At 49.7% G+C, this 17,246-nt stretch carries 20 protein-coding genes; 10 read left to right on the plus strand and 10 right to left on the minus strand.

The genetic code is table 11. From position 1 onward, the window contains the following. Positions 1–4 precede the first annotated feature (4 nt). Entirely contained in the window at positions 5–859 is an 855-nt protein-coding gene (gene ulaE, locus FEK46_RS12855; protein WP_135560197.1) for an L-ribulose-5-phosphate 3-epimerase UlaE, read from the plus strand. Next, the gene (ulaF, locus tag FEK46_RS12860; protein ID WP_130206009.1) at positions 859–1,545 is read left to right on the plus strand and encodes an L-ribulose-5-phosphate 4-epimerase UlaF; all 687 of its coding nucleotides are present in this window, start codon (positions 859–861) and stop codon (positions 1,543–1,545) included. The genes ulaE and ulaF overlap by 1 nt, the downstream gene beginning before the upstream one ends. Before the next feature lie 130 nt (positions 1,546–1,675). On the opposite strand, the gene yjfY is transcribed toward ulaF, so the two are convergent. Continuing rightward, entirely contained in the window at positions 1,676–1,951 is a 276-nt protein-coding gene (yjfY, locus tag FEK46_RS12865) for a DUF1471 family protein YjfY (RefSeq protein WP_115201975.1), read from the minus strand. 326 nt (positions 1,952–2,277) lie between these two features. Here yjfY and rpsF point away from each other — a divergent pair, with 326 nt between their 5' ends. The 6 genes from rpsF to FEK46_RS12900 all read left to right on the plus strand — a co-directional run bounded on the left by rpsF (position 2,278) and on the right by FEK46_RS12900 (position 5,890). Further along, positions 2,278–2,673, plus strand: a complete 396-nt coding sequence (rpsF, locus tag FEK46_RS12870) for a 30S ribosomal protein S6 (RefSeq protein WP_001216676.1) — start codon at positions 2,278–2,280, stop codon at positions 2,671–2,673. Positions 2,674–2,679: 6 nt separating this feature from the next. Next, complete coding sequence (gene priB, locus FEK46_RS12875) at positions 2,680–2,994, plus strand: primosomal replication protein N (protein WP_001296681.1); 315 nt, start codon at positions 2,680–2,682, stop codon at positions 2,992–2,994. A gap of 4 nt (positions 2,995–2,998) precedes the next feature. Further along, positions 2,999–3,226 (plus strand): 30S ribosomal protein S18, encoded by a 228-nt coding sequence (gene rpsR, locus FEK46_RS12880; RefSeq protein WP_000135199.1) that lies wholly within the window; start codon positions 2,999–3,001, stop codon positions 3,224–3,226. A 41-nt stretch (positions 3,227–3,267) separates the two neighbouring features. Next, positions 3,268–3,717 (plus strand): 50S ribosomal protein L9, encoded by a 450-nt coding sequence (gene rplI, locus FEK46_RS12885; protein ID WP_001196062.1) that lies wholly within the window; start codon positions 3,268–3,270, stop codon positions 3,715–3,717. Between the two features lie 410 nt (positions 3,718–4,127). Then, positions 4,128–4,619 (plus strand): helix-turn-helix transcriptional regulator, encoded by a 492-nt coding sequence (locus FEK46_RS12895; protein ID WP_135560196.1) that lies wholly within the window; start codon positions 4,128–4,130, stop codon positions 4,617–4,619. A 2-nt stretch (positions 4,620–4,621) separates the two neighbouring features. After that, a complete protein-coding gene (locus tag FEK46_RS12900) occupies positions 4,622–5,890 on the plus strand; it encodes a HipA domain-containing protein (RefSeq protein WP_135560195.1) in 1,269 nt (422 codons plus the stop codon). Between the two features lie 56 nt (positions 5,891–5,946). Here the strand turns inward: FEK46_RS12900 and FEK46_RS12905 are convergent, their stop codons facing one another. The 8 genes from FEK46_RS12905 to FEK46_RS12940 are packed head-to-tail and all read right to left on the minus strand — an operon-like array spanning position 5,947 to position 14,870. Further along, on the minus strand, positions 5,947–6,918 hold the full coding sequence (locus tag FEK46_RS12905; RefSeq protein ID WP_135495125.1) for a TRAP transporter substrate-binding protein: 972 nt from the start codon (positions 6,916–6,918) through the stop codon (positions 5,947–5,949). Positions 6,919–6,970: 52 nt separating this feature from the next. Then, the gene (locus tag FEK46_RS12910; RefSeq protein ID WP_130206017.1) at positions 6,971–8,272 is read right to left on the minus strand and encodes a TRAP transporter large permease; all 1,302 of its coding nucleotides are present in this window, start codon (positions 8,270–8,272) and stop codon (positions 6,971–6,973) included. 42 nt (positions 8,273–8,314) lie between these two features. Continuing rightward, entirely contained in the window at positions 8,315–8,791 is a 477-nt protein-coding gene (locus FEK46_RS12915) for a TRAP transporter small permease (protein WP_130259525.1), read from the minus strand. Positions 8,792–8,811: 20 nt separating this feature from the next. Further along, the gene (locus FEK46_RS12920) at positions 8,812–10,893 is read right to left on the minus strand and encodes an FAD-binding protein (protein WP_135560194.1); all 2,082 of its coding nucleotides are present in this window, start codon (positions 10,891–10,893) and stop codon (positions 8,812–8,814) included. Then, a complete protein-coding gene (locus FEK46_RS12925; RefSeq protein WP_130206023.1) occupies positions 10,890–12,431 on the minus strand; it encodes a CoA-transferase in 1,542 nt (513 codons plus the stop codon). Before FEK46_RS12925 ends, FEK46_RS12920 begins: the two co-directional genes overlap by 4 nt. Before the next feature lie 9 nt (positions 12,432–12,440). Then, entirely contained in the window at positions 12,441–13,217 is a 777-nt protein-coding gene (locus FEK46_RS12930) for an enoyl-CoA hydratase/isomerase family protein (RefSeq protein ID WP_130259528.1), read from the minus strand. Between the two features lie 9 nt (positions 13,218–13,226). Next, positions 13,227–14,069, minus strand: coding sequence for a sugar phosphate isomerase/epimerase family protein (locus FEK46_RS12935; protein ID WP_130206027.1), 843 nt, complete (start codon positions 14,067–14,069; stop codon positions 13,227–13,229). 9 nt (positions 14,070–14,078) lie between these two features. Then, positions 14,079–14,870, minus strand: coding sequence for a 3-ketoacyl-ACP reductase (locus tag FEK46_RS12940; RefSeq protein ID WP_130216695.1), 792 nt, complete (start codon positions 14,868–14,870; stop codon positions 14,079–14,081). Positions 14,871–15,081: 211 nt separating this feature from the next. Between FEK46_RS12940 and FEK46_RS12945 the strand changes: the two genes are divergently transcribed. Continuing rightward, positions 15,082–15,729: a TetR/AcrR family transcriptional regulator gene (locus FEK46_RS12945; RefSeq protein WP_130206029.1), complete on the plus strand. Its 648-nt coding sequence runs from the start codon at positions 15,082–15,084 to the stop codon at positions 15,727–15,729. Here the strand turns inward: FEK46_RS12945 and ytfB are convergent. Further along, positions 15,713–16,348 (minus strand): cell division protein YtfB, encoded by a 636-nt coding sequence (gene ytfB, locus FEK46_RS12950; RefSeq protein WP_130259529.1) that lies wholly within the window; start codon positions 16,346–16,348, stop codon positions 15,713–15,715. The genes FEK46_RS12945 and ytfB overlap by 17 nt on opposite strands. A gap of 217 nt (positions 16,349–16,565) precedes the next feature. Here ytfB and fklB point away from each other — a divergent pair, with 217 nt between their 5' ends. Further along, complete coding sequence (gene fklB / locus FEK46_RS12955; RefSeq protein ID WP_064525832.1) at positions 16,566–17,186, plus strand: FKBP-type peptidyl-prolyl cis-trans isomerase; 621 nt, start codon at positions 16,566–16,568, stop codon at positions 17,184–17,186. Positions 17,187–17,246 lie beyond the last annotated feature (60 nt).

Below are 17,246 nucleotides of genomic sequence, written 5' to 3' on the forward strand. Positions count from 1 at the left end.
GGATATGTTGTCCAAACAAATCCCGCTTGGCATCTATGAAAAAGCGCTCCCCGCCGGGGAGTGCTGGCTGGAACGACTGCTACTGGCAAAAACATTAGGCTTCGATTTTGTCGAGATGTCAGTGGATGAAACGGACGATCGCCTGTCGCGCCTCGACTGGAGTCGCGAGCAGCGTCTGGCGCTGGTCAACGCGATTGTTGAAACCGGCGTGCGCGTGCCGTCCATGTGCCTTTCTGCCCATCGTCGTTTCCCGCTGGGTAGCGAAGATGATGCAGTGCGGGCGCAGGGGCTGGAGATTATGCGTAAAGCTATCCAGTTCGCCCAGGACATCGGCATTCGCGTGATCCAGTTGGCGGGCTATGACGTTTACTATCAGGAAGCCAATAACGAAACGCGTCGTCGTTTCCGTGACGGCCTGAAAGAGAGCGTTGAGATGGCGAGCCGCGCGCAGGTCACGCTGGCAATGGAGATCATGGATTACCCATTGATGAACTCTATCAGCAAGGCGCTGGGCTACGCGCACTATCTCAACAATCCGTGGTTCCAGCTCTACCCGGATATCGGCAACCTGTCGGCGTGGGACAATGACGTGCAGATGGAATTGCAGGCCGGAATCGGGCATATCGTCGCGGTGCATGTGAAAGACACTAAACCGGGTGTCTTCAAAAACGTGCCTTTTGGCGAAGGTGTAGTGGATTTCGAACGTTGCTTCGAAACGCTCAAGCAGAGTGGCTATTGCGGGCCGTACCTGATTGAGATGTGGAGCGAAACGGCGGAAGACCCGGCGGCAGAAGTGGCGAAAGCGCGTGACTGGGTAAAAGCGCGCATGGCCAAAGCGGGCATGGTGGAGGCGGCATAATGCAAAAGCTGAAACAGCAGGTGTTTGAAGCCAACATGGATCTGCCGCGTTACGGGCTGGTGACCTTTACCTGGGGCAACGTCAGCGCCATTGACCGCGAACGCGGGCTGGTGGTGATCAAGCCCAGCGGCGTCGCCTACGAAACCATGAAAGCGGACGATATGGTGGTGGTCGATATGAGCGGCAAGGTGGTGGACGGGAAGTATCGCCCGTCTTCCGACACCGCGACGCATCTCGAACTCTACCGCCGTTATCCGTCGCTCGGCGGCATTGTCCATACCCACTCCACTCATGCCACCGCATGGGCGCAGGCAGGGCTGGCGATCCCGGCGTTAGGCACCACGCACGCTGACTACTTTTTGGGCGATATCCCGTGTACGCGCGGGTTAAGCGAAGAAGAGGTGCAGGGCGAGTACGAACAGAACACTGGCAAAGTGATTATCGAAACGCTGGGTGACGCCGAGCCACTGCATACGCCGGGAATTGTGGTGTATCAGCACGGACCGTTTGCCTGGGGGAAAGATGCCCACGATGCGGTGCATAACGCGGTGGTGATGGAAGAAGTGGCGAAAATGGCGTGGATTGCCCGCAGTATTAACCCACAACTGAATCACATCGACAGCTTCCTGATGAATAAACACTTCATGCGTAAGCACGGCCCCAACGCCTATTACGGGCAGAAGTAAAATACGTGCTGCGGAAATTTCCTTCTTCGGGAGATAACTGGTCTGATTCCGCAGCCGTTTTTTCAAAAAAATGCCCCCTGTGAAGGGGGCAAAGCAAACTATGGCAATGTTTCGTTGGTTATACCTGGTGCTAGCGATAAATATCCGCGCTGGCGTGCATATTGCCGTTACTCCCCGGTTCCCGCATCAGAATCACGTGGTAGTACGTTGCGCCTTGCGCATCTGTCTCTTCATTCAGTGCCTGGCGAGCTTCACTTTCAGTGGCGAAGTTATGGTTGATATAAATCACGCCTAAGCTCTGCACGTCGTCCATATTTCTGGCCTGGTGGTTATTAATTTCAATGGCTGCCCATGTATTTGCACTTAGCAAAAGCACAGCCAGAAGGGCTAAAATACGGCTGAACATAGATACCTCCTCAACGGCTGACTTTGTGTGCGCTCCTCTGTAATGATCTTCTGATTTAATTTTAATCAATGATAAAGAAGTTGATGGTGACCATTTCTGATGCAGTTGTTCAAAAAAACGCCCTGATGGGATGTGATGAACTTCAAATCAGCGGGTTAGTACGATTTGGCGAAAGATGAGATTTATTTGTCGGCTGGCCTTGAGTTTAGCGGGGCATACAAGTACTATAACGCGTCATTTTTCAGCCGACCTTTAACACGTTCCTTGCCTCCCCGGGATTCGGCTGACCCAGACAGGAGGCTGAATAATCCGTAAGGAGCAATTCGATGCGTCATTACGAAATCGTTTTTATGGTCCATCCTGACCAGAGCGAACAGGTTCCGGGCATGATCGAGCGCTACACTGCTGCCATCACTGGTGCAGAAGGCAAGATCCACCGTCTGGAAGACTGGGGCCGCCGTCAGCTGGCTTACCCGATCAACAAACTGCACAAAGCACACTACGTTCTGATGAACGTTGAAGCTCCGCAGGAAGTGATCGATGAGCTGGAAACTACCTTCCGCTTCAACGATGCCGTTATCCGCAGCATGGTTATGCGTACCAAGCACGCTGTTACCGAAGCATCTCCGATGGTTAAAGCGAAAGACGAGCGCCGTGAGCGTCGCGATGATTTCGCAAACGAAACCGCAGATGATGCTGAAGCTGGGGATTCTGAAGAGTAATTTCTGATGACCAACCGTCTGGTGTTGTCCGGCACCGTGTGCAGGACTCCCCTTCGCAAGGTCAGTCCATCAGGAATTCCTCACTGCCAGTTCGTGCTTGAGCATCGTTCTGTGCAGGAGGAAGCCGGTTTTCACCGGCAGGCGTGGTGCCAAATGCCCGTTATTGTTAGCGGACACGAAAACCAGGCCATTACTCACAGTATAACGGTCGGCAGTCGCATAACCGTTCAGGGGTTCATTTCATGCCACAAGGCAAAGAACGGACTGAGCAAAATGGTTTTGCATGCCGAGCAGATTGAATTGATAGATTCTGGAGACTAGCCATATGGCACGTTATTTCCGTCGTCGCAAGTTCTGCCGTTTCACCGCGGAAGGCGTTCAAGAGATCGACTATAAAGATATCGCTACGCTGAAAAACTACATCACCGAAAGCGGTAAGATTGTCCCAAGCCGTATCACCGGTACCCGTGCAAAATACCAGCGTCAGCTGGCTCGCGCTATCAAACGCGCTCGCTACCTGTCCCTGCTGCCGTACACTGATCGCCATCAGTAATCGGTCACGGTCCATTAATACGACTTTGAGAGGATAAGGTAATGCAAGTTATTCTGCTTGATAAAGTAGCAAACCTGGGTAGCCTGGGTGATCAGGTAAACGTTAAAGCGGGCTATGCTCGTAACTTCCTGGTACCGCAGGGTAAAGCTGTTCCAGCTACCAAGAAAAACATTGAATTCTTCGAAGCACGTCGCGCTGAACTGGAAGCTAAACTGGCTGAAGTTCTGGCAGCAGCTAATGCTCGCGCTGAGAAAATCAATGCACTGGAAACTGTTACCATCGCGTCTAAAGCTGGCGACGAAGGTAAACTGTTCGGTTCCATCGGTACTCGCGACATCGCTGACGCTGTAACTGCAGCTGGCGTTGAAGTGGCTAAGAGCGAAGTTCGTCTGCCGAACGGCGTTCTGCGTACCACTGGCGAACACGAAGTGAGCTTCCAGGTTCACAGCGAAGTATTCGCGAAAGTGATCGTAAACGTAGTAGCTGAATAATTCGTTATTCAACGAGACGTAAAAACGCCGACCTTGTGTCGGCGTTTTGCTTTTAGTGATAAAAACCTCAGAAACAGCTGTTCCCTTCATAAAGTTCTCTTACTATTCCTTTTATAAAAAATTCTCAGGACCCATACCTGGCCCCCAGCCTCGCCGCTGGTAGCTCGTGTCATGTTTTTTTACGCGGAAAACATGACAAAAGCATCAATACAGCGTCTCCCTTGCAAGATAATAAAAACAATAAGTTAGGTGCAAATGCGCTGTTATTTTATTGTTTTTTTAGATAAAAAGATAAAATATTATCGCTTCTATGGGACTGATTGCTTGATGTGCAAAGTAAAAGATCGTTTAACCAAAAAAATGCTAATATTATGGTTATTATGGTCGTAAAAAGATAAAATATTATCACTATGGGTAAAAAAACAGCACCGTTACTCCCTTATACGAATCAGATGCTTAGTGAATTTGGTGAGCGGCTGAAACTTGCTCGTTTACGACGCAGGCTTACCGCAAAGCAAGTTGCTGAACGTGCCGGGATGTCGCCAATAACATTGCGTTCTCTGGAGTCAGGAAGTGCAGGGGTCACGATAGGGGCATATTTGTCTGTGATGCAGGTTTTGGGTCTGGAAACGGATTTAAATAAGCTTGCAGCTGAAGACGACTTAGGGCGTCAGCTCCAGGATTCCCGTTTGATTAAAAAAAGAGGGCTTGCTCGTTCATCCGGTAAAAATAACGAAGGGATTCAGACAGCCTCATTTCAGACGAAACGCGAGAAAGAAGGCCATCTCACCACGGATTTAACAGCGCTGGCAAAAGACTCAACGCCAACTAATCCAGGGGAAACGTCCACCTCTCTTGCTGCACTATTACAACCGATAAAAAAACCGATAAAAGGAAATTAATTATGGCATTAATCGGAGTGTATGCGGATTGGGAAGGCCTGGATGGTCCTGCGCGTATTGGTTATTTGCACAGTCGTCGCACCCAGGCGCGTGAGATATTTGAGTTTGAGTACGATAAAAAGGCGCTTGCAGATCCTGCACTTAATTTTATTCAGTTAGATCCTGAAATAATGTTGTATGAGGGAGCACAGTACCCAATTCCTCCTAAGGATAAATTTGGTGCATTTAGTGATTCCTGCCCGGATCGTTGGGGACGCATGCTAATGAAGCGGCGTTTTGAGAGGGATATCCGAGACGGATTATTTGATAAAGACTCCCACCTTTATGAGTCTGATTATTTATTAGGTGTACATGATCTTTATCGGGTTGGGGCTCTTCGATATAAACTTGAAGACACTGGAGAGTTTCTTGATAACCGCATTGATGTTGCAGCCCCACCATTTACCGAAATAGCGAGTCTGGAAAGAGCTAGCCGGGCAATTGAAGAAGATCCTGATAATAGAGAACTCATGGGGCAAAAATGGTTAAGAATGCTAATCGCTCCGGGGGGATCATTAGGAGGGGCACGTCCGAAAGCCAGTGTTGTTGATGAAGCAGGACATCTCTACATCGCTAAATTTCCCAGTGTAAAAGATGAGTATGATGTTGGTGGATGGGAAATGGTCGTTAATGCACTTGCTGTTGGCTGTGGACTGAATGTTGCACCTGCTCAGGCGCATAAATTTGCCAGCAATTACCATTGTTTTATGGTTCGTCGTTTTGACCGCACTAATGCGGGAAGGCGTCTGCATTTTGCTTCGGCTATGACACTAACCAGGCATCAGGATGGTGAAGATGCCTCTACAGGTGTAAGTTATCTGGAATTAGCAGATGTTCTTATCAGGCATGGCGCGCAGACTAATACTGATCTTAAGGAACTCTGGTCCAGGATTGTTTTTAATATTCTTGTTTCTAATACCGATGACCATTTACGTAATCATGGATATATCTTGATACCGGGAAAAGGTTGGCGGCTTTCTGACGCATATGATTTGAATCCTGTTGCCAGGTCTGACGGTCTAAAACTCAATATTACGGAAAATGATAATGCACTTGATTTGGAATTAGCTCGAGAAGTTGCGGAGTATTTTCGACTTGGTTTGACAGAAGCAGATGACATTATTGCTAATTTTAGAGGAATTGTCAGTCAGTGGCGAACCATTGCCGAGCGTCTTAGATTACCTGGTCGTGAACAAGAGTTAATGGCAGAGGCGTTCAGGGCGTCAATTTAGAATAGTTATTTCGATATATTCGATGAGGGCCGCAATAAGCAGCCCTATTAAGATAATTACTTCGTCGCCTGAATGTCGGCCAGCATTGGGGCAAGGGCAGGGTTATCCTTAGCGAAGTTTGCGTACATTGGCTGTACTTTCTCGATAAACGGAGCTTTATCAACCTGGTAGACTTTCACGCCCATTTTATCCAGTTTCGCAAATTCTTGTTTCTCTTCTTCGCTCCACAAGTCTTTCATGTAGCTCATTGATTCTTTAGATGCTTTTAATATAGCAGCCTGATTTTCCGGGCTAAGTTTATCAAACGCAGCATTGCTCATCAGAACCACATCGGGAACCATAGTGTGTTCGTCAAGGCTGAAGGATTTTGCCACTTCACCGTGACGCATGGTGGTCAGCGCCATCACACTGTTTTCCGCCATATCGACGACGCCCTGCTGTAAGGCTGTATACAGCTCGCCGTAATCCAGTGGCGTCGGGTTACCGCCCATGACTTTGATCATTTCAACTGCGCCAGGACTTGGCTGGACACGGACTTTCATGCCTTTCAGATCCTCTGGTTTCAGTACCGGTTTATTGCCGTAGAAGCTGCGGGCGCCTCCATCATAAAAAGTCAGCCCGAAATAACCTTTGCTTTTCGTTGAGTCGAGGATTTTTCTCCCGATATCGCCCTGCATCACCTGATAATAATGATCACGATCGCGGAACAAATAAGGCAGGCTAAATAATTTATAAGAATTTTCAAATGCTTCCATTTCTGCCGCATTGGTTTTTACCAGCGGAATAGCGCCAGAACGAATCAGCTCCATTGTTTCTCGTTGAGTACCCAATGTTCCATTTGGATAAATACGAATAGTAATATCACCGTTAGAGTACTCTTTGCTCTTTTTCGCAAAGAACTCCATCGCTTTATGAACAGGATGAGACTTATCCTGATTATGACTCAGTTTTAATGTCACTGCCCAGGACTGGCTTGCGGATAACATAAGAACAGCACCAATAATGCCAGCGGATACTTTTATTTTCATAGATGTTCCTTTTCTAATAAATATGGCGGCAGGTGCCGCCAGTGAATGCATATCAGTAGCCCAGTGCTCTTGGCAATGCCATACTGATTTGCGGAATATAGGTCACCATTGCCAGCACCAATACCATCACGGCATAGAATGGCAGCATAGGTTTGATAATTTTATTAATCGGTAATTTAGATACACTACAACCGACAAATAACACACTGCCTACAGGCGGAGTACAAATACCGATACACATGTTCAGTACCATGACAATACCAAAGTGAATCGGGTCCATGCCCAGTTCGGTGACAACCGGTAAAAATATCGGCGTAAAAATCAGTACCGCTGGCGTCATATCCATAAATGTGCCAATGATCAACAAGATAATATTGATAATAAGCAGGATTACTATTGGATTATCAGAAATGGTATTGAGCAAATCGAGGATCAGGAAGGGTACGTCAGCGTTGGACATAGCCCATGACATGCCCATTGAAGAACCGATCAATAACAAAACAATTGCGGTGGTAATGACGGATTCCAGAAATATTTTAGGCAAATCTTTAACTGAGATTTCACGATAAAGAACCAGCGCAAGGAAAAGGGTATAAATTACCGCAATTGCCGAAGCCTCTGTCGGGGTAAAAACACCGCTTAGTACACCGCCCATAATTAACACAATCAGGAAAATACTGGGGATCGCCATCCATATAGCCACTCCAGCCTGGCGTAAAGTTGGGCGTTCTGGTTTGGGGTATCCGCGACGTACCGCGATAATACCGGCGACGACCATCAGCGCCAGGCCCAGTAAAATTCCCGGAACATACCCTGCCAGGAACAGTGCAGCAATAGACGTACCGCCGCTGACCAGTGAATAGACGATCAACGTATTGCTTGGTGGAATAAGTAAACCAGTAGGAGCAGAAGCAACGTTAACCGCAGTGCTGAATGCCGGGTCGTAGCCTTCTTTAACCTGTTGCGGATGCATGACACCGCCCATCGCCGCCGCCGAAGCAACGGCTGAACCAGAAATTGCCCCGAACAGCATATTGGCAAGAATATTACAGTGAGCAAGTGAGCCTGGCAGACGACCGCCAAGAATTCGCGCAAAGTTAATTAGCCTTCGTGCTATTCCTCCATGATTCATAATGTTGCCAGACAAGATAAAAAATGGGATTGCCAACAACGTAAAACTATCTAACCCGGAGGCTAACTTTTGGGAAACCACACTCAATGCTGAGTTGAAATCGAGTTGTGTGGAAATTGATGCCAGTGTCGATAAACCAATGGCATAAACAATAGGTACACCTAATGCCAACATAAAAAAGAAGGCACCAAATAACACAATAATCGGTAACCAGTAATCCATAATTTCTCCATTCCTACTATGGTTGGTTGTTGTTTATTATCTTTAGCGTGGTTGTTTAAGTTCTGTTAAAACCATATCTATGGTGTATATAATAATAAGTACACCACTAATCGGGATGCTCATATAGATATATCCCATCTGCCAACCTAAAGCGGGTGAGGTTTGACCTGAATCGAATGTGTCCATAGTTAATAGCCCACCACCATATACCATAATGATGGTGGCGAAGATAATAACGATAGTCTGAATACACAAAAATAAATGACGCCGTGCTTTTCCTTTCAGCATCATAGGAAGCAGGTCAATCGCCAGGTGCCGGTTCTGCCCCGCGGTATAGGCACCACCAAAAAGGCCAAGACAAATAAAAAGCAAACGACTGAGCTCATCCGTAAATATACTGGGGCTTTTAAATATAAATCGTGCTACCACCTGCCATGTCACACATGCCACAATGATCGCCAAAATGGTAATATTCAATGTTGCAAGCAGAGCATTAATAGATCTAATTATATTTCGCATAGTGATTAACCTTTGCAATATCATTCATCCTGTGGCTGGTAAATTGTCCCATTAAGAAAACCAGGCCAGTTTTTTTCAAACCAAATGCCGCGGATAATGGGAAACTCACGAACAGGTGCTTTTCTGACGTGAAAGATACCATTACAATAATGAATAAGTAGCTTATCTTTTTTATCCTCAGTACGCTCTGAACGAAAGCGCCAAGCATCACAAAAACCATTTCGTGTTTGCGGAATAGAATTTCCATCTCCGTCGAGAATAATACGAGCCCCACGGCTACCACCATCGGCATCAATATAATGCGTCAACTGTGTCAATACGGCAGCAGAGGTCAGCGTCATATGCCGCCACATAAACAGCTCGGCAATTTCGCCCACATGTTTGATAGCCAATCCATGCTGTTGGACAAATTCGTTCAATAGCAGGGCATCACGAGTGGCACGTCGGACTTTATCGGCATGGCAAATAAACCCCGCATGATCAGACATTCGTGCCTGAATTTTTTCCTTAACCAATGACAATGGCATCCCGGTCTCGTTATCGTGCGCCTGAGTAATGATCTCTCTTATGGACGCCAGGGCCGGAGCGGTCAGTTGTGCAATATCCCCATCAACAGACTGCTTCTGCGTGCAACCAATAAAACGCGCCAGGCGCACTGCAAAAACCTGTCCAGCATTCAGTGCCGCGCCGCCAGGCCGGGTAACGCCGTGAGTTCCGGCAGCTTCTCCCACCGCGAAGCAACCAGGCAGGGAGGTTTGCCCCCAGATATCCACTTCTATACCGCCATTCATATGTTGATTGTTCATGGCGAACTGCAGAGGCTGCGCGGTGAGATCGTAACCGTGCATCTTGTACAGCGAGATAGACAGCGGATTCATTCGTTGCAGGCGTTCGATGGGCGATTGCGCCAGGGCGCCGTTGTTTTCAAGATATGCGCGAACGTCGTCGTCCAGTCGATCCAATGAGAACGGCAAATCACCAGGCACCGCTTCAGGATTGCGATTGAAATCCATAAATACCTGGCGACCTGATTGCTGTTCCTGCGCCACCGCCATGTCTAACAAGCTTGAACCAAAATCCATCACTCGTGTGGCGTGGAATGGCCACTGATAGCCTTTACGGAAGATGTTTGAAGCCAGTTCCTGGGTGGTGCGATAGTAATCTGCAAGGAAGTTATACTCGTTGCCCTCAGCATCCACAGAATAGATATACGGGATCACCTGCACATAGGTGCCGGATAAATTCCATGGAAACGTGCTGCGTGGCGTGCCTATACCAAACTGGCTTTCTGTCAGATTGGTTAGCGTCAAACCTTCTTCCAGTGCCAGTCCCAGCGAGCCGAAGCATTTATGTGGATAAACACTGTCGCGATAAAGCTCGCCCGGTCCGCCCGTTGCCAGTACCACATTGGGCGTAGTCACAATGGCCAGCCCCCAGGGGTTATGGGCGCGGGAACCGGTTGCGAGAATAGCCCCCGCAACGCGATCTTCGCCATTCTCTCCGCACTGATGCAGGAGCTTAATCACCGTTGCACTGGTCAACATTGGGATGGCGAGGCGCTGCACTTCCTCCAGCAATACTTTTACCATCAGGCGAGATGTCCGCGGTCCACAGGAGGTTGCGCGTCCGGCTTCGTCATGGTCGGTTTGATAACGGAGAATTGCGCCATAGCGATCTTCCGGTAATTCCAGACCAAGATATTGCAGACCGCCGAGGGTATGCAGGGAACCGACCGCCTCGACATAAGCGGTGTCGTGATCCATTGCGCCACCGCTCGCCAGTGCTTCCGCCAGTTTGGCGAAGTTGTCACCATTGCCCGCAGTAGCGGCGGTAAACAGTGTTTGTTTATCAGAACCGGAACACGCTGACGTCCCCATGTATAACCCGGCGGTCGCGATCAGTACATTTTGCTGGCGACGTTTCAGCTCAACCGCCGCACGTAATCCTGCTGCGCCGCTACCAACGACCAGCGCATCAACTTGCCAGATCGGGTAATCAACATCCTCAACGGTGACAATTGACGTTGGTTCTGCTGACACAAACCCCTTTGGAAAAGTGACGTGCGTCAGCGAATCGAGGATGGCGTCATCAAGCTGGCTCATGCATCCTCCATCGGCGTAAACAGGCTGCTTTCCATCAGACGTGGTTGCCTGATAATCGGGCGGAAGGCCATGAACGGCAGAATGTCGCGCTCAATCTCCACACCTGGTGCGATCTCAATTAATTCAACGCCTTCTGCCGTTAACTGGAATACCGCGCGTTCGGTGATATACAGCACCTCCTGACCGCTTTGCTGTGCGTACGCGGCGCTAAAGGTAATTTTTTCCACCTGAGTAACCAGTTTGGGGATTTGACCTGACTGGGCGATATGCAGGCCATCTGGCGTTACATCGATTTTGCTGCCTTTGGCGTCAAACGTGCCGCAGAACACCACTTTTCGGGCGTTTTGTGCAATTTCGAGGAAGCCGCCGGGGCCGATCAGATTGCCGTTGAGATGCGAAACGTTGACGTTGCCGTGCTGATCCATCTCGCCCATGCCGAGGAAAGTGATATCGATACCGCCGCCGCTGTAGAATTCGAATTGATCCAGCGAAGGGATAATGGCGTCGGCGTTACGGGCGCAGCCAAAAAACGCGTCATCCAGCATCATGCCGTTATGTACGCCTTGCTCAACACTTAGCCACAAACTTTGATAAGGCACGCCTTCACGCAGCGCAACGCCAGGAATACCGCCCGGAATACCAAAGCCAAAGTTGGTTGAAGCGCCAGCCACCAGTTCGCGCGCTGCCCGACGGGCAATCAGACGACGCACCGGATGACTAACCAGTTCAATAGCGTCGTTAGAACTCAGACGGCGATGTTGACCACTAATTGTCAGGTCGTAACCACCAAGATAGGTTTGCGGTTGTTCGCGGTGTTCAACGATGCCATCGACCAGAATCCCCGGAAGCTTGACTCTACGTGGTTCAAGCGCGCCTGCTTCCAGTACATCGCGCACCTGTACGAACACTTTGCCGCCGCTGTTGTGTGCTGCCAGCGCCATTGAATAGCTATCCATATCAATCGCTTCTTCTTCGAGGCTGACGTTGCCACGCGGATCGGCATAAGTGCCGCGCAAAATGGCATAGTCCACTTTGAAAGGGCGATAGCGGAGTTTGGTTTCACCATCAATTTCAATCAGTTCTACCAGATCATCGGTGGTGCAAGCGTTTGACTTCCCGCCGCCATTACGCGGATCAACAAACGATCCCAACCCTACGTGGGTAAAAAGTCCCGGACGTCCGGCGCCGATCTCCCGCAGCAGAGCCTGAATTACGCCGCCCGGGAAGCAGTAGGCTTCAATGGCATTGTTTTTCACCAGTTCCTGCATTTTGGGCGACCAGGTAAAGTGTCCGGCAATTATGCGTTTGAGCATTTCGGCATGAGCGAAGCGATTGGTACCTTTGCTGTCGCGATCGCCAATACCCAGCGAGTGGATTAATGTCAGATCGCGCGGGTGTCCGGTTTGCAGGAAACGAGCTTCAATGGCTGCCAGAATATGGTCAGCTTCCACCATGCCGCCGCCGTTACCGCTAATGGCAATGGTTGCGCCGTCCTGAATTTGCGCCGCCAGTGCCTCGGCGGTTGTTATCTTACGCATACAATTTCCTTATTGATTGTGGAAGCTCACGCTACTTTTTTCGGCAAACGCGCGCGTCGCCTGCTGGCAATCCTGAGTGGCGGACATTAACCCTGCCAGTAACTGGTGCGAGTAATCGGCGTGTTTATTTTCCAGCGCCAGAATCAGTTGCTTAATATGCGCCAGTGCCACCGGACCACATTTTTCCAGCTGCGCTAACTGATTCGCCATCCAGCTTTCTACCTGTTCTTTTTCCACCACTTCATCAATTAAATTCGCCGCCTGGGCTTCATGTGCCGTCAGACGTTTCCCCAGCATCAGCATCTGGCGACCGACCACCGGGCCAACCTGATTAAGCACGCGCTCGATGCCCATCCAGCCTGGCACCATGCCGAGGATCACTTCAGGATTAGAGAATTTCGCGTGGGGGCGAGCGATACGAATATCACAGCACAAGGCGAGTTCAATCCCACCGCCAATGGTATGACCGTTGAGATTCGCAACGGTTAATTGGGGTAAATTGCGCAGGCGATTAAAAACCTCATTACCGCGTTTAATCCATTTTCTGCCCATATCTAATGGCGAATAGGCTGACCACGATTTAATATCGCCGCCTGCACAAAAGAATTTATCGCCGGTAGCAGTTAATTCGACTAATCGTAATGTGGTGTCGTTTTCAATTTCATTTAAATAATGATCGAGAGATTCGATCATTTCTTCATTAATAGCATGACATTTATCTTCACGGTTCAATGTCAGGCGGCAGGTAGCCGCCGCTCTGCTGAACAGAACGGGTTGGTCACTCATGTTCATTCCTTAACAATAATGCGCGATGCGATCGACGCTAATATCCAGCGTGCTGTTAATATCTTTCTGCCACCAGTACGGCGAGAATATTTCCAGTTCAATAGCGCCATTAAATCCGGCGTTTTCAACCAGCCGACGGATTGACGGAATATTGATGACGCCATCTCCCGGCATTCCCCGATCATTGACCAGATCGGTGGTTGGTACTAACCAGTCGGAAACATGAAACGCGAGAATGCGTTTTCCGGCACGCAGGATTTGGCTGGCGAGCTCCGGATCCCACCAAACGTGGTAGACATCTACCGCGACGCCGAGGCCAAATTCGCCATCGGGATCGAGTTCATCACACCAGTCCAGCGCCTGGCGTAACGTACACAAACAGGAACGATCGGCTGCGGTCATCGGGTGCAGCGGTTCCAGCGCAATCGGCACGCCGACCTCTTTCGAATGCGGTAGTAACTGGCGAATCCCTTGTTTCACCTGTTCCCGCGCCTCATACAGATCTTTTGTACCCGTTGGCAGTCCACCAACCACCTGCATATAACAGGCGGCGTTAAGCACGGCGGCGTCGTCCAGCGCCCGGCGGTTATCATCAATCGCTAGTTTGCGTTCCGCCAGCGTCGGTGCGGTGTAGTAAGTGCTACGGCACAAACCGGAGACGCTCATGTTACTGGCGGCGAGTTGGCGGGCGATCTGCTGGAGATCTTCGCCCTGCAATTCTCTGCGCCAGGGGGCTATTGCGCCAATACCGCGCGCGGCGCAAGCGTCAATAATGGCGGGCAGCGGCGTTTTATAACCCAGCGTCGCGGTATTAATGCTGAATAAATCAGGGCGTTGTAACAGATCTCTCATGATTCAGCCTCAGAAGCGCGGCATACTTAAGCCGCCGTCGATGGCGACCGCCTGACCACAGGTGTAAATCAGTTTGCCTTCCGCCATCGCGCGGACAGTGGAGGCGATATCAGCCGGATAACCCCAACGTCCCCACGGCACCAGACCTTTGGCAATCAATTCGTCGTAATAGGCGGTTGCCGGAATGGTCATATCGGTTTTTATTAGGCCAGGGCGCACTTCATAGACGCCAATTTGTTCGTTACAAAGGCGAGCGGCAAACAGACGAGCAGCGGCAGAAACGGCGGTTTTGGCAATGGTGTATTCGCCGCGATTCATCGCCAGCATGATGGCGTTTATGGAACTGACAAAAATAATCGAACGGTGCGGCAGCTCCGCTTCCGGCTTCGGCTGTGCGAGCAGACGTTTACTGAATGCCTGAGCGAGGAAGAACGGTGCGCGGGTATTGATGGCAATGTTTTGGTCGAAACTGTCTGGTTCGAGATCGAGGAGGTCACCGCGCTTTTTCACTGAAATCCCTGCGTTGTTGAGCAGACAGTCCAGACGCCCCCACTGGTTTTGCGCCGCATCGAGCATCTCTTCATGTAGGGAGAGATCGCCGACATCGGCAGGGAAGCAAATGACTTCCACGCCTTCTGCCATACATTCTTGTTGTGTGATATGCAGTTTTTCTACGCTGTCGGCATCAGGGCGATCGTTAATCAGCAGGTTAAACCCGCCACGAGCAAGTTCCAGCGCACAACCCTTTCCAATACCACGTGCAGCGCCAGTGATGACAGCAACAGGACGAGTGGATTTCATAGGTTAATCCTCTTTTTTTGAATATTGTTTCCTTAAGTGATGGTTAGCTTGCAACTAGTTAGTAAAAAGATCAACCATCTGGTTGGTTGATCTGCGATAATGATCACAGGACATTTGATAACTCGATGAAAGACAATGTTTTGCCTTTTTGCTGTCGCTGAGATCAAATACGGTTATGATAGCCATCACGAAGAAGACGTGGGGAAGCGGAATGTATCTTGATACCAGTCACGCGCAAAACCTGAAGGAAAAATTGTTGTTATGCGCAGTCAATGAATTTGCCGAATATGGCTACGAAGGGGCCAGAGTCGATAATATTGTGAAGGCCGCAGGGTGCAGTAAACAGACGGTTTATCACCACTTCGGGAACAAAGAAAATTTATTTATTGAAGTTCTGGAATATACCTGGAATGATATTCGGCAAAAAGAAAGATCCCTTGATGTTTCTGGCCTTCCGCCACAAAAAGCCATAGAGGAAATTATCGATTTCACCTGGGATTATTATATATCTAATCCCTGGTTTCTAAAGATCGTGCATAGCGAAAACCAAAGTAAAGGTGTGCATTATGCGAAATCACAGCGCCTCCAGGATATTAACCACGCGCACTTGCAGTTAATGGAGTCATTATTGGCTGAAGGGAAGAAACGTAATATTTTTAAGCCAGATATCGACCCGCTGCAGGTGAATATTAATATTGCTGCACTCGGGGGATATTATTTGATAAACCAGCATACACTTGGCCTGGTTTATCACATCAGTATGGTTTCACCGCAGGCGCTGGAAGCCAGACGTAAGGTCATCAAAGAAACTGTCCTTAGCTGGCTTCTGATTGACCCTTCAGCTATCGAGCGCGAATAAAACTGCCATCCGGCTGGCGGGTAAACAAGACTTGTTGATTATTCCCCGTATCAATGGTTAAGCCCGTCACCACGCCGCTGGCGTTCTGGCGGATTTTCACTATCTGCCCGTTTTGCAAATTACTTAATGGTTTACCTGCGCCTTCTACCTGTGCCATTGCGTATACATCGGTAGGAGGCAGACCGTGGTCGCGGAACAGTTGTGCCATCGTTTTACCGGCTTCAACACGATAAGAGCGCCATTGATTGTCAATACCGCTATCTGGCTGGAAAGGTTGCGCTTGCGTAGTTTGCTGCTCTTCCGGTTGACCTTCCTGTATTGGTTCTGGAGCGACCGGGGCAACTTGATCCGGATCGTTTTGCGGCGTAACTAGCTGCGCCCGAAGTTGTTCTTCTGTCGGCGGCTGAGATTGCGACTGAATATCCAGCTGCGCTTCACGCGTCACGACGGGGGAGTCGGGCGCATCCTCAGACGGAAGCAGAAAACCGACCACCAAAATAATGGCGGCAATAATAATCCCCCGACGATGCATCGGTGGTAGCGGATCCATGAAGCGAAAGTTGTCTGGCGCGTGCCAGACCTTCTCCAGGGTTGGTTTTAGTTCAAAGCGCCCGGGCATGGTTTCCTCCTGCTCCGCGTCTTGTTCCTCAATCATAGCCTATGAATAAGCTAACGCTATGATGTCCGTGGTAAACCCGCCTCTATTATATTCATACGGGATATTGCTATTGTTTCTTTTTCCCCGGGATTTGTCATCACTCTCGCGACAAAGTTTTACCCAAGGAAGTGTGGCTGATATGCTGCCCGTTACTTTATACCCTGAGGAAGGAAATACGATGACCACCCCAACTTTTGACACCATCGAAGCGCAAGCAAGCTACGGCATTGGTTTGCAGGTAGGGCAACAACTGAGTGAATCTGGTCTGGAAGGGCTGCTGCCAGAAGCGCTGGTTGCAGGTATTGCCGACGCGCTGGAAGGCAAACATCCGGCTGTTCCGGTTGATGTGGTGCACCGCGCGCTGCGTGAAATCCATGAACGTGCCGATGCTGTTCGTCGTCAGCGTTTCCAGTCGATGGCTGCTGAAGGTGTGAAATATCTTGAAGAAAACGCTAAAAAAGAAGGCGTGAACAGCACTGAATCCGGCCTGCAATTCCGCGTGATCAACCAGGGCGAAGGCGCAATTCCTGCCCGTACCGACCGCGTCCGCGTTCATTACACCGGTAAATTGATCGACGGCACTGTATTTGACAGCTCTGTTGCCCGTGGCGAACCGGCTGAATTCCCGGTGAACGGCGTGATCCCTGGCTGGATTGAAGCACTGACTCTGATGCCAGTAGGTTCTAAGTGGGAACTGACTATCCCGCAGGAACTGGCCTATGGCGAGCGCGGCGCTGGCGCGTCCATCCCTCCGTTCAGCACCCTGGTGTTTGAAGTCGAGCTGCTGGAAATCCTCTAAACAGCGTATTCTGTTCCCCTCGAGCCAGAGGGGAGCAGGCATTTAGCAATAAACCCTTCA

This window comes from Escherichia sp. E4736, from assembly GCF_005781225.1.
In the GTDB taxonomy this organism is placed as follows: domain Bacteria; phylum Pseudomonadota; class Gammaproteobacteria; order Enterobacterales; family Enterobacteriaceae; genus Escherichia.